13 protein-coding genes are annotated in these 11867 nt (G+C 70.5%); 4 read left to right on the top strand and 9 right to left on the bottom strand.

What is annotated here, in order from left to right:
* Window positions 1-30 precede the first annotated feature (30 nt).
* The 3 genes from ABZY12_RS13200 to ABZY12_RS13190 all read left to right on the top strand — a co-directional run bounded on the left by ABZY12_RS13200 (window position 31) and on the right by ABZY12_RS13190 (window position 4260).
* Window positions 31-1347, top strand: a complete 1317-nt coding sequence (locus ABZY12_RS13200) for a hypothetical protein (protein ID WP_356889473.1) — start codon at window positions 31-33, stop codon at window positions 1345-1347.
* A gap of 84 nt (window positions 1348-1431) precedes the next feature.
* The gene (locus ABZY12_RS13195) at window positions 1432-2589 is read left to right on the top strand and encodes an Ig-like domain-containing protein (RefSeq protein ID WP_356889627.1); all 1158 of its coding nucleotides are present in this window, start codon (window positions 1432-1434) and stop codon (window positions 2587-2589) included.
* Between the two features lie 123 nt (window positions 2590-2712).
* A complete protein-coding gene (locus ABZY12_RS13190) occupies window positions 2713-4260 on the top strand; it encodes a CocE/NonD family hydrolase (protein WP_356889471.1) in 1548 nt (515 codons plus the stop codon).
* Window positions 4261-4312: 52 nt separating this feature from the next.
* On the opposite strand, the gene ABZY12_RS13185 is transcribed toward ABZY12_RS13190, so the two are convergent.
* The 5 genes from ABZY12_RS13185 to ABZY12_RS13165 form a co-directional block, all read right to left on the bottom strand.
* The gene (locus ABZY12_RS13185) at window positions 4313-5185 is read right to left on the bottom strand and encodes an amino acid ABC transporter permease (protein WP_356889469.1); all 873 of its coding nucleotides are present in this window, start codon (window positions 5183-5185) and stop codon (window positions 4313-4315) included.
* Window positions 5182-5826: an amino acid ABC transporter permease gene (locus ABZY12_RS13180; protein ID WP_356889467.1), complete on the bottom strand. Its 645-nt coding sequence runs from the start codon at window positions 5824-5826 to the stop codon at window positions 5182-5184. Before ABZY12_RS13180 ends, ABZY12_RS13185 begins: the two co-directional genes overlap by 4 nt.
* A gap of 17 nt (window positions 5827-5843) precedes the next feature.
* Window positions 5844-6758 (bottom strand): glutamate ABC transporter substrate-binding protein, encoded by a 915-nt coding sequence (locus ABZY12_RS13175; protein ID WP_356889465.1) that lies wholly within the window; start codon window positions 6756-6758, stop codon window positions 5844-5846.
* Between the two features lie 14 nt (window positions 6759-6772).
* A complete protein-coding gene (locus ABZY12_RS13170; RefSeq protein WP_356889463.1) occupies window positions 6773-7516 on the bottom strand; it encodes an amino acid ABC transporter ATP-binding protein in 744 nt (247 codons plus the stop codon).
* 129 nt (window positions 7517-7645) lie between these two features.
* The gene (locus ABZY12_RS13165) at window positions 7646-8083 is read right to left on the bottom strand and encodes a DUF6278 family protein (protein WP_356889461.1); all 438 of its coding nucleotides are present in this window, start codon (window positions 8081-8083) and stop codon (window positions 7646-7648) included.
* Window positions 8084-8296: 213 nt separating this feature from the next.
* Between ABZY12_RS13165 and ABZY12_RS13160 the strand changes: the two genes are divergently transcribed.
* The gene (locus ABZY12_RS13160; RefSeq protein ID WP_356889459.1) at window positions 8297-8437 is read left to right on the top strand and encodes a hypothetical protein; all 141 of its coding nucleotides are present in this window, start codon (window positions 8297-8299) and stop codon (window positions 8435-8437) included.
* Between the two features lie 80 nt (window positions 8438-8517).
* Here ABZY12_RS13160 and ABZY12_RS13155 read toward each other — a convergent pair whose 3' ends face one another.
* The 4 genes from ABZY12_RS13155 to ABZY12_RS13140 form a co-directional block, all read right to left on the bottom strand.
* A complete protein-coding gene (locus ABZY12_RS13155; RefSeq protein WP_356889457.1) occupies window positions 8518-8784 on the bottom strand; it encodes a hypothetical protein in 267 nt (88 codons plus the stop codon).
* Between the two features lie 178 nt (window positions 8785-8962).
* Window positions 8963-9742, bottom strand: a complete 780-nt coding sequence (locus tag ABZY12_RS13150; RefSeq protein ID WP_356889455.1) for an exodeoxyribonuclease III — start codon at window positions 9740-9742, stop codon at window positions 8963-8965.
* A 39-nt stretch (window positions 9743-9781) separates the two neighbouring features.
* Window positions 9782-10414, bottom strand: coding sequence for an MBL fold metallo-hydrolase (locus ABZY12_RS13145; RefSeq protein WP_356889453.1), 633 nt, complete (start codon window positions 10412-10414; stop codon window positions 9782-9784).
* A 45-nt stretch (window positions 10415-10459) separates the two neighbouring features.
* Complete coding sequence (locus ABZY12_RS13140) at window positions 10460-11761, bottom strand: alpha/beta fold hydrolase (protein ID WP_356889451.1); 1302 nt, start codon at window positions 11759-11761, stop codon at window positions 10460-10462.
* Window positions 11762-11867 lie beyond the last annotated feature (106 nt).

The following is an 11867-nucleotide window of genomic DNA, read 5'->3' as shown; positions in this document are numbered from 1 at the left end:
AGCGCTTCGGCAGATCCCAGAATCACCGTCATGAATCACTCCGAGAAGATCGATCACGATGCGGTGCTGCGGGCACGGACGATGCTGCTCGGATCCGGCGGGCTGAGCCCCGTCCGAGAGGTCGAGGTGTACCGGGTCCTCGCGCCGGTGAGCCCGCTGACCTATCTGCCCAAGCTGGCCCGGGCGTTGGTGTCGTACGGCTACTGGCGCGAGATCGGGGACCGGCCGGACGTGCGGCTGGCCGTGTGCGCGGAGGCCGCGGACGCCGCCCGGCGGATCGACGCCGGTGAACCGAGGAGGACGGAGCTGCTGGTGGACGTTCTGAGGACTTGTCAGCACGAGCTGTTCCGTGCCGGCCGACGGGCCGAGGGGGTCGCGATGTGCGAGGAGATGGCCGAGGCGGGGCGGTGGGGGTTCGAGCAGGGGCAGGTGTCGAGCGCCCGGTACGTGGAGGGGCGGCTGGCCACCGTGCGGGCCGAGGAGGGCCGCCACCGGGAGGCCGCCGAACTCCGCGAGCGGCTCGCCCGTCCTGGGCCGGACGAGACGCCGGCGGACGTCTTCTTCTGGAACAACGTCGCATGGGCGGCCGACCTGGACGCCGCCGGTCAGCGTGACGCGGCCCTGGACGTCTTCGCGGACCTGGTGAGCACGCACCGCCGTGGCGTCGAGGCCGCGAAGCCGCCCCTGGCCCTGCTGACCTGGGAACTGGTCCACCACTCCCGGATGCTGGACGCGGCGGGGCGCCGGGCCGAGGCCCGTTCCGCACGGCAGGAGGCACTCGCTCTCCTCGCGGAGCTCGCCAGGACCGGCGAGCGCACGAGCGGGGGCGACGTCCTCCGCTGGACCGCCCTGTTCGCCCTGTCCGGCCGGCCGGCCGAGCCGGAGGCTTCCCCGGGCGCACCGGCACCGGCGTTCGGTACGAGCCTCTCCTCCTGGTCTCCCGATGTGAGAGAGGCGTACGTCGCGAGCCTGCCCCGCCTGGAGGAGGAGGTCGCCGCCCTCGCCGGTGCGGCCCGTACCGATGCGCGAGGGCACCTTCCGGCGCTGGTCACCGCGCAGCGGCGGCTGACGATCCGTTCGGTGCTCGTCGGGGTGAAGCGCGGCCGCCCCGACCTGGAGCCGTTCCGGCCGCTCTTCGACGAAGGAGTGGCACTCGCCCGCCGCCTGGCCGACCTTCCCGGCCCGGCCCACGACGGCCCGGCGGCCTCGGCGCGGGCCCTGACCGACCGGGCCGTGTTCCTCGTCGCCGACGAGCGGTACGGCGCGGCTTACGACGACTTCCTGGAGGTCGTCGCGCTGCTGGACGGCGACGTATCGCCCATCTCACATCCGAAGACCGTGAAATAGATCAAACGCGCGCAACCTTTCCCGGCCTCCGTCCCTCTCTCCCCGCGAAAGTGATCCACACCGGAGGTCGTCCCCGTGAACCGCATACGCCCGCGCCCCCTGCTCGCCACCGTCGCCGGGGCGCTCGCCCTGGCCGCCGTCACGTCCTGCTCCGGAGGAACGGCGGCGGCCGGCGGTACGGAGGAGGGGGCGCCGCGGACGCGGATCTCGGTGAATCTCACGGGCGACCGGGCGACGGCCGGCGAGCCGGTCGTCGTCCGGCTCGCCGAGGGGAGGCTGTCGCGGGTCGACGTGACCGACTCCAAGGGCGGGCGGCTGGAGGGGAAGGTGTCCGCCGACGGGACGAGCTGGACCTCCTCGCGCAAGGCCGTGCCGGGAACCGCCTACGCGATCGAGGCGCGCGACGCCTCCGGCGGGAGTGCCCGCGCCGGGTTCACCACCGCACCGGCCGAGCGGGTCAACAAACTGACGCTCGCCCCCGGCAAGAACACCACCGTCGGCATCGCGCAGCCGCTGTCGATCGTCTTCGACCACCCGGTGAAGAACAAGGCCGAGGTCGAGAAGCACCTCACGGTCACCACCTCGAACCGGACCGAAGGCTCCTGGGGCTGGATGCGGGACTGGTCCGGCAAGGACCGGGTCGACTGGCGGCCGAAGGAGTACTGGAAGGCCGGCACGAAGGTCACCCTCGACGCCCGGCTGAGCGGGATCGACTCCGGCGCCGGCGGCTGGTTCGTACGCGACTACACCACCACCTTCGGCATCGGACGCGAGCAGCTCGTCAAGGTCGATCTCGACAACCACCGGCTGACGCTGCTGCGGGACGGCGCCGTGGTGAAGGAGGTGCCCGTGTCGGCCGGTACGCCCGGCGGCGAGAAGGCCTCCTGGCGCGGCAGGACCGTGCTGATGTCCAAGGAGGGCACCATCAACATGCGCTCGGAGACCGTGGGGCTCGGCGACGCCTACGACAAGATGGTCGACTACTCGATGCGGCTGACCTGGTCGGGGATGTACGCGCACGCGGCGCCCTGGAACGCGGCCCATTTCGGCAGCGCCAACAGGAGCTCGGGCTGCATCGGCATGAGCGACGGCGACGCGCGGGCCGTGTACGACCGGGTGCGGGTGGGCGACCCCTTCGAGATCACCGGTTCCGATGCCAAGGGGACGCAGGCGCTGAACAACGGCTACGGCGAGTGGAATCTGTCCTGGGCCGAGTGGCGCTCCAAGAGCGCCCTCAACTGACAGTCAGTCCAATAATCGTTACCCGCACGTAACTCACCAGCTGGTTACCCCGAGTAAGGCCTCCCGGTTACCGTCGGGTCACTTTCACTGCCCCCCATCAGTGACATCAGTGAGGAGTGACCCGTGCGCACACCCTTGGTCCTCGCCGTCTCGGCCGCCCTCGTGGCGGGGACGGCGCTCGGGCTCGCACCCGCCGCCCACGCCACCGAGACCGGCCTCCACTTCGTCGACATCGCCGGCGACGGCGGCACCGTCCTGAAGGCCAATGTCCTCACCCCGGCGGGTGCGGGCTCCGGCGCCCGCCACCCCGTGATCGTGCTGCCCACCAGCTGGGCCATGCCCCAGGTCGAGTACCTCGCCCAGGCCCGGAAGCTCGCCGACTCCGGCTACATCGTGGTCAGTTACAACTCGCGCGGTTTCTGGCAGTCCGGCGGCCAGATCGAGACCGCCGGGCCGAGGGACGTCGCCGACGCCTCCAAGGTCATCGACTGGGTCCTCGCGAACACCGCCGCCGACCCCGACAAGGTCGGCATGGCGGGCGTCTCGTACGGCGCCGGAATCAGCCTGCTCGCCGCCGCGCACGACAAGCGCGTCAAGGCCGTGGCGGCGCTGAGCGGCTGGGCCGACCTCATCGAGTCGATCTACAGCGGCCGCACCCAGCACGTCCAGGCCGCGGCCCTGCTCGGCGGTGCCGGCTACCTCACCGGCCGCCCCGGCCCCGAACTCCAGGAGATACTTGGTGACTTCCTCTCCTCCAACCTCGCCGAGGAGGAGAAGATGATCGCCTGGGGCAGGAAGCGCTCCGCCGTCACGTACCTGGACCGGATCAACGCCAACGGCGCCGCGATCATGCTCGGGAACGCCTGGGGAGACACCATCTTCCCGCCCAACCAGTACGCCTCCTTCTACGAGAAGCTCCAGGGCCCCAAGCGCCTGGAGTTCCGCCCCGGCGACCACGCCACCGCCGAGGCCACCGGCCTGCTGGGTCTGCCCAACGACACCTGGACCAGCGCCCACCGCTGGTTCGACCGCTACCTCAAGGGCGCCGACAACGGCATCGACCGCGAGCAGCCCGTCCAGCTCAAGTCGCGTTCCACGGGCGGCTACGAGGGCTACCCCGACTGGAAGTCGGTCGGCGCCGACGAGCGGAAGATCGCCCTCGGCGGCTCCCAGCGGATCCGGGCCGATGTGGACTCCGGTGCCAACGGCGGCGTCGTCCTCCTCTCCAACGCCCTGGACCAGTTCCTCAAGATCCCGCCCATGGCCTCGATCCCGCTGCTCCCCCGCTCCTTCGCCGGCGTGTGGCAGTCCGAGCGCTACGACACCGTCCAGAATGTGCGCGGTACGGCGAAGCTCCACACCACGGTCACCTCCACCGAGGAGAGCGGCACCCTCGTCGCGTACCTCTACGACGTGGGCCCGCTCGGCCTCGGCAGACTGGTCAGCAACGCCCCGTACACCTTCCACGGGAAGACGCCCGGCGAGCCGTTCACCGTCGACCTGGAGCTGTTCTCCACGGCCTACGACGTGCCGGCCGGCCACCGTCTCGCCGTGGTCGTCGACACCGTCGACCCCCTCTACATCGAGCACAACCCGACCGGCGCGCAGCTGACCTTCTCCTCCCCTTCGGCCGACCCGTCGTTCGTGTCGATCCCGCTGCGGGAGGAGTGATCACCGGCTGCTGCCGGACGGGCATGGCTTCCTGCGAGCTGCCGCGCGCCCGCTACGCGCCCCTGGGAGGACCTCCGCCCGGCAGCAGCGTCCCCGGTTCGGCCGGGGCGACCTCGACGGCCTTCGTCTTGGGACTGCGGCGCTCCTTCCTGGCGACCCACGTGGCGAACCAGGACAGCAGCATGCACATCCCGATGTAGATCGGTGAGATCACCATGACGACGGGGATGAACGGCAGGTCGTAGTCGAGGTTCGACGCGATCAGCTTGCCGGCGTGCAGGAACTCCTCGTAGGTGATGAGGAATCCGAGCGAGGTGTCCTTCAGGGCCACCACCAACTGGCTGATGATGGTCGGCAGCATGGCACGGAGCGCCTGCGGCACCAGGACGTAGGTCATGACCTGTGTCTTGCGCATGCCGAGCGCGTACGCCGCCTCACGCTGCCCGCGGTCGACCGAGTCGACCCCGGTACGGAACACCTCGGCGAGCACCGAGCCGTTGTACAGGGTCAGTCCGGCGACCAGCGCGGGCAGCGGGTGGACCTTCAGCGCCACGAAGATGAAGAAGATCATCACCAGGACGGGCATGGCACGGAAGAACTCGACGAGGAGTGTCGAGATCCAGCGGAAGACCCGGTGCTCGGAGAGGCGCCCGGTGGCGAGGAGGCCACCGAGCGCGAGCGAGAGCACCGAGGCGTACGCGAAGGCCTTGAGGGTGTTGCCGAGCCCGCGCAGCAGCAGCTCCTGGATGCCCTCGTAGGCGAACGGCGACCACTTGGTGGAGGTGAACTGCTCGGTGTCGAACAGGAGGTGGAGGATCCAGCCGGCCAGCGCCAGGATCACCACGGTGGAGAGGACGCCGTAGAGCCGGTGGCGCTTCCGGGTGTGCGGACCCGGGATGTCGTACAGGGCGGTGGACTCGGTCATCGGGCGACTCCCCAGCCCTTCTCCAGGATGTTGAAGATCGCGCTGATGGTGAGGGTGACGATCAGATAGCCGACGGCGATCCAGACGAAGGTCCAGATGATGTTGTAGCCGAGTTCGCTCAACGTCTTGTAGGTGCCGAGGAGTTCGGTGACGCTGAAGGCGCCGGCGATCGCCGAGTTCTTGGCGAGCGCGATGAGGGTGGAGCCGATGGGCGGGATGACGGAGCGGAAGGCCTGCGGCAGGACCACGGCGCTCAGGGTCTGTCCGAAGGTCATGCCGAGGCTGCGGGCCGCCTCGCCCTGGCCGCGCGGCACGGTGTTGATGCCGGAGCGCAGCGCCTCGCAGATGAAGGCCGAGGTGTAGCAGCCGAGCGCGAGGACCGCGAACAGCTTGAAGGGGAGCACGAGTCCGAAGCGTGGCAGGCCCAGCATCACCGCGAAGAAGAGGAGGGTGAGCGGGGTGTTGCGCAGCACGGTCACCCAGACGCCGCCGAAGACCCGGAGGGAGCCGACCGGCGCGACCCGGAACGAGGCCATCAGGAAGCCCAGGACGAGGGCCAGGACCGAGGCGTAGACGGTGAGTTCGACGGTGCCGAGGAAGCCGTCGCCGTAGAGGGAGAAGTTCTCGGTCAGTACATCCATGTCGCCGCTCCTCCTCCTCAGCTCGCCGGGTAGCGGTCGATGGCGGGCGGCCGCGGGGCGGGCACCCCGGAGAGGCCGAGGGTCGCGTCGTACGCCTTCTTCCAGTCGCCGTTCCTCTCGTGCGCCGCGAGGGCGTCGTCGAGGGCGAAGCGCAGGGCGTTGTCGTCGCGCGGCACGCCGATGCCGTACGGCTCCTGGGAGAAGGGCCTGCCGACGACCTTGAGTTCGTCGGGGACCTTGGCGGCGTAGCCCATCAGGATCGTGTCGTCGGTGGTGACCGCGTCGACCTGGTAGGTGAGCAGGTTGTCGACGCAGACCGAGTAGGTGTCGTAGGCGACGAGGTCGGCCTCGGGGTAGTCCTTCTCGATCCGCTGGTACGGGGTGGAGCCGGCGGCCGAGCAGACCCGTTTGCCGTCGAGGTCCCGTGGCCCGCTGATGTCGTTCTCGTCGGCACGGACGAGCAGGGACTGGCCGGCCATGTAGTAGGGGCCGGCGAACCCGACGAGCTTCTTGCGGTTGTCGTTGATGGTGTAGGTGCCGACGTAGTAGTCGATCTGACCGTTCTGCAGGGCGGTCTCGCGGTTGGCCGAGGCGATGGTCCTGAACTCGATCGACGCCGGGTCGAAGCCGAGCGAGGCCGCCATCATCTTCGCGATCTCGATGTCGAAGCCGGAGTACCTGCCGGTGGCGGGGTCCTTCTCGCCCATGTACGGCTGGTCCTCCTTGGCGCCGACGATGAGACGGCCGCGGTTCTTCGCCTTCCTCCAGGTGGCGGAGTCGGGCAGCTGGAACGCCGACGCGATCCGGTACTTCGGGAGTGCGTCGGGCTGTGGCCCCTTGACCGGAGGACTGCCCTCCTTGCCGCAGGCGGCCGCGGCGCCCAGGGCGAGCACGAGCGCGAGCGCGGCGAGGAGTCGTTGCGTACGGTGCATGGCGTCGCTCCCCGTCAGTGCTTCAGGATCTTGGACAGGAAATCCTTGGCGCGGTCGCTGCGCGGGGCGGTGAAGAAGTCCTCCGGGGTGCGGTCCTCGACGACCCGGCCGTCGGCCATGAAGACGACGCGGTGGGCGGCGGAGCGGGCGAAGCCCATCTCGTGGGTGACGACGACCATGGTCATGCCCTCGCGGGCGAGCCGCCGCATGACCTCGAGGACCTCGTTGATCATCTCGGGGTCGAGCGCCGAGGTCGGTTCGTCGAACAGCAGCGCCTTGGGGTCCATGGCGAGGGCGCGGGCGATGGCGACGCGCTGCTGCTGGCCGCCGGAGAGCTGGGCGGGGAACTTCTCGGCGTGGGCGGCGAGGCCGACCCGTTCGAGGAGTTCACGCGAACGGCGGTCGGCCTCCTGCTTCTTCCGCTTGCGCACCTTGATCTGGGCGAGGGACACGTTGGCGAGGACGGTCTTGTGCGCGAAGAGGTTGAACGACTGGAAGACCATGCCGACCTCGGCCCGCAGCTGGGCCAGCGCCTTGCCCTCCTCGGGAAGAGGACGCCCCTCGATGAGGATGTCGCCCGACTCGACGGACTCCAGACGGTTCATCGCCCGGCAGAGGGTCGACTTGCCCGAGCCGGACGGTCCGATGACCACCACCACCTCCCCGCGACCGACGGTGAGATCGATGTCCTGCAGGACGTGCAACGTTCCGTAGTGCTTGTTGACGCCACGCAGCTCGATCAGCGGATCGACGGCCATACGCTGCCCTGCCCCCTTCTCGGCTGTGTCGAGGTCAGCGCAAACTATCCAGCACGAAAAGGGACTTCACGCCCGACACGCATGAAACACGGATAAGCCGTATTTACTGCAGAAGGGTGGGGCGGCCGGTCAGAACTCGGCGGCCTCCGCGTACACGTGGGAGAGTTCGGGGGACCCGCTCACGGCCCAGTCGAGGCCGGCCTCGACCACGTCGATCTCCCGCCCGGAGGCGAGCCGCACCACCGGCTGCCCTCCGGGCCACACCCGCCAGCAGGCACCCGGCACCGTGCGGACGATGACCGTGCCGAGGTACAGACCGGCGTCGTTGCCGATCCAGGGCAGCTCCTCCGGGTCGTCGCGCCAGCGCGGCGGGAGCTGGTCGAGGGCCGCGAGCGAGCGCGGGGAGTCGTCCAGCTCCACCCCGGTCTCCTGGGCCCTGGCACGCAGCAGCTCGCACTCGGCGAGCAGCTGGCCGACCCCCTCCGGGTCGCGGTCGAAGGCCGCCGTCAGCGGGGAGGTATCGGCTTCGTGCCGCTTGCGCCAGTTGTCCAGGAAGGGGATGTTCATCCGACCAGCGTCGCACCGGACCCTCCCATGGACCACCCGGCACGCGGAGATCACCGCTCCACGGGGTGCCAGGGGAGGTCCCGGGGCCGGGGTTGGACATGCGAGCACCCCGCCACAACCGACATAAACGAAGATCCACTATCCCTCGGGCCGGTCGGAACCACGTGCAACCAGCTGTCACGTGATCGACAGGACACTCCCTGGACGACGGGTTTGCATGGCGGTGTCCACGCGCCCGAGCTTGCGCTGGAGGCGGGGTGCGGCACCGGAGAGCTGTCGGTCCACCTCACCGCGCTCGACTACACCGTCGGCGCAGCCGACTCCGCTCACAGCGCCATCGCCCGTGACCACTAAATCAAGCCCCGACTGGCCGACGTATCCCACGATCCGCACATGGAGGCAGCCCACGGCGGAAGCCGCCCTCGGCCGTGGAGTCAGGGCAGCTTGGCCGTCTGCGCGTCGATGACGGCCATCGGCTGCCGGTCGACACCGCCCGTGGGGTCGCAGGTGAAGAACAGCGCCACGTTGTTCCTCTTGCGGACCGCCGCGAGCCGGACGACCACCGGCGCCCCGTCCCGCTCGACGGTGAGGCCCCAGGCGAGCGCCTCGTCGCCCGCCGACAGGGGCTCCGGCTCGGCCTTCCGATACGTCGTCGTCCCCGTGGAGTCGGTCGCCGTGAAGCCCTGCGCGCACGGCCCCACGGCCGCCCGCAGGGAGGCAAACCACTCTTGGGCGCGCGTGTCAAAGCCACTACCGGCGCCGCCGCGACCAGAGCGACTGGCACGCAGCCGCCCAATGGCAGACGCAGCCACGCTTCCTCGGCACCCCACCGCAGCGATCGGGGTCATTCCGCCCCGCACGTGATCTCCCGGCCAAGTCCTAGACGTCGAGGTCGACGACGACCGGGGCGTGGTCGGACGCGCCCTTGCCCTTGCGCTCCTCGCGGTCGACGTAGCTGTCCTTGACCGCGTCGGCGAAGGGCTTGTTGCCGTACACCAGGTCGATGCGCATGCCCCTGTTCTTGGGGAAGCAGAGCTGGCGGTAGTCCCAGTACGTGAAGGGGTGGTCGTACTTCAGGGGGCGCGGGACCACGTCGGACAGGCCCGTCTCCCGCAGTCCGGCGAGGGCGGCCCGCTCCGGGGCGGTGACGTGCGTGGCGCCTTCGAAGAGGGAGATGTCCCAGACGTCGTCGTCGGTCGGGGCGATGTTGAAGTCCCCGAGGACGGCGAAGGGGCGCTCCCCCGCCGCGTCCGCGGCGACCGCTCCCTGGAGCGCCTCCAGCCAGCGCAGCTTGTAGGCGTAGTGGTCGTGGGCGACCTCGCGGCCGTTGGGCACGTACACCGACCAGACGCGGACCGGGCCGCAGGTCGCCGAGATGGCCCGGGGCTCCTGCACGGTCTCGTAGTCGGGTCCGCCGGGCAGGCCCATGACGACGTCCTCCAGGCCGACCTTGGAGAGCAGGGCCACGCCGTTCCACCGCCCGGTGGCGTGGACCACCGACTCGTACCCCAGCTCGCGCAGCTCGTCGGTGGGGAACTGCTCGGCGGTGCACTTGGTCTCCTGGACGCAGAGCACGTCCGTGCCGCTGCTCTCCAGCCAGGCCAGGAGCCGGGGCAGCCGGGCGGTGATCGAATTGACGTTCCACGTGGCGATGCGCATGCGCGCAAGCCTAACGGCGGGGTGTGACAGTCATCGAGTTCACAGGTCGGTGGAGTCTCCGGGGGCCAGCCGGCCGTGGTCCGTGCCGCCGAGCGCGCCGATCTGCCGGTCGTAGATCGGCCGGGCGAGGTCGGTGAGGAGGGCGTCGTGGATGTCGAAGGCGCGGTACGGCTTGACCTCGCGGACGTAGTCGATGACCTCGGAGATCTTGTTCCAGGGGGCCATCACCGGCAGCATCAGCGTCTCCACCGGCTGCCCGGGGACGGTCAGCGCGTCGCCGGGGTGGAAGAGCGAGCCGTCGACCAGGAAGCCGATGTTGGTGATCCGCGGGATGTCCGGGTGGATCACCGCGTGCAGCTCGCCGTGCACCTGGACGTCGAAACCGGCCGCGCTGAAGGTGTCGCCGTGGCCGACGGTGTGCACCCGGCCGGGAAAGGCGGCCGAGAGCTGTTCGGCGACGCTCCTCAGCGTCCAGATCTCGGCCGCCGGGTTGGCCTCCAGGCCGGCCCGCAGCCGGTTCTCGTCGAAGTGGTCGGGGTGTTCGTGGGTGACGAGAACGGCGTCGGCGCCGAGGGCGGCGTCCTGCTCGGTGAAGCCGCCGGGGTCGATGACGAGCGTCCGCCCGTCCTTCTCCAAGCGGATGCAGGCGTGCGACTTCTTCGTCAGCTTCACAGGAGTCCACCTCACACGGTCCGGACATGGGCATGCCCGGTCAGCCTACGCCTGGGGCGTGGTCTCCTCCTTGATCACCCGGCTCACGACCCGCAGGGCGCTGTCGGCGGCGGGCATGCCGCAGTAGACCGCGGTCTGGAGCAGGACCTCGCGGATCTCGGCAGGGGTCAGACCGTTGCGCAGGGCGGCGCGGGTGTGGTCGGCGAGCGCCTCCAGGTGGCCCCCCGCGATCAGGGCCGTGAGGGTCACACAGCTGCGGGTGCGGCGGTCCAGGCCGTCGCGGCTCCACACCTCGCCCCAGGCGTAGCGGGTGACCAGGGACTGGAAGTCGGCGCCGAACTCGTCCGCGAGCACCTGGTCCACATGCGCGTCGCCGAGGATCTCGCGGCGCAGCTTGAGGCCCTCGTCGTACGCGTCGGGCCGCGCGGACCCGGCGAGCTCGGGCACGGGCGCCGGGGCGATCTCGGCGACGGGGACGACCGGGGCCGAGACGGGCGGCATCGGCGGGGCGGGCAGGGCGCTCTGCGTGTCGTGCACGATCCCGGCGAAGTGGTTCGTGAGGAGGTCGGTGACGGCGCCGGGCTGCTCGACGGGGGCGAGGTGGGAGGCGCCGGGAACGACGGCGAGCCGGGCGTCGGCTATCCCGGCGACCAGGGTGCGGGCCTCGGCGGGGCCGGTGACCTGGTCGTCCGCGCCGACGAGCACGAGGGCGGGGATGCCGATGCGGCCCAGGGAGTCACGGACGTCGAAGAGGGCGAGCGCCTCGCAGGCGCCGATGTAGCAACCGGGGTCGGTCGTCCGCACCATCTGCACGGCCCACTCGACGATCGCGGGCTGGGTGGCGGCGAAGCCGGGGGTGAACCACTGTTCGGGGGCGGTGCGGGCCATGGGTTCGAGGCCGTGGGTGCGGACGATCACTCCCCGCTGGCGGAACTCGTCGGCGCTGCCGAACCGGGGGGAGGTGGCCACCAGGGCCAGCGAGGCGACCCGGTGGGGCGCCCGCAGTGCCAGGTCGAGGCCGACGGCGCCGCCGATGGAGCAGCCGGCGTAGCCGAAGCGCTGGACGCCCAGCTCGTCGAGGGTGGCCAGGAGCCGGTCACCGAGCTCTGCGACGGAGGTGAAGGGGCGGGCGGGGGCGCCGCCGTGACCGGGCAGGTCGAAGCGGACGACGCGCCACTGGCGGGTCAGCTCGGGGACTTGCCGGTCCCACATGTGCCATGTGGTGCCGAGGGAAGGGCCGATCACCAGGACCGGGGCGTCTTCGGGCCCGTCGACGCGGTATTGCAGGGTGTTCGGTGGTGTCTCGCTCACCCGCCAGACCCTCTCATCTCTCACAATCTCTCGCATCGCCGGGTCGAACCTGGCGGCTCCCACCCCTCCCGCGCGGATCAGCTCCGGAGCCGGCCGCCCCAGCCGCAGGCCTACGGAGACCGTCCCACGGTTGTGGCAGCCC

Source organism: Streptomyces sp. NPDC006551, from assembly GCF_040611675.1.
Lineage (GTDB): Bacteria > Actinomycetota > Actinomycetes > Streptomycetales > Streptomycetaceae > Streptomyces.
Note: the sequence above shows the minus strand (reverse complement) of the source record. Positions and strands in the feature narration are given on the sequence as shown.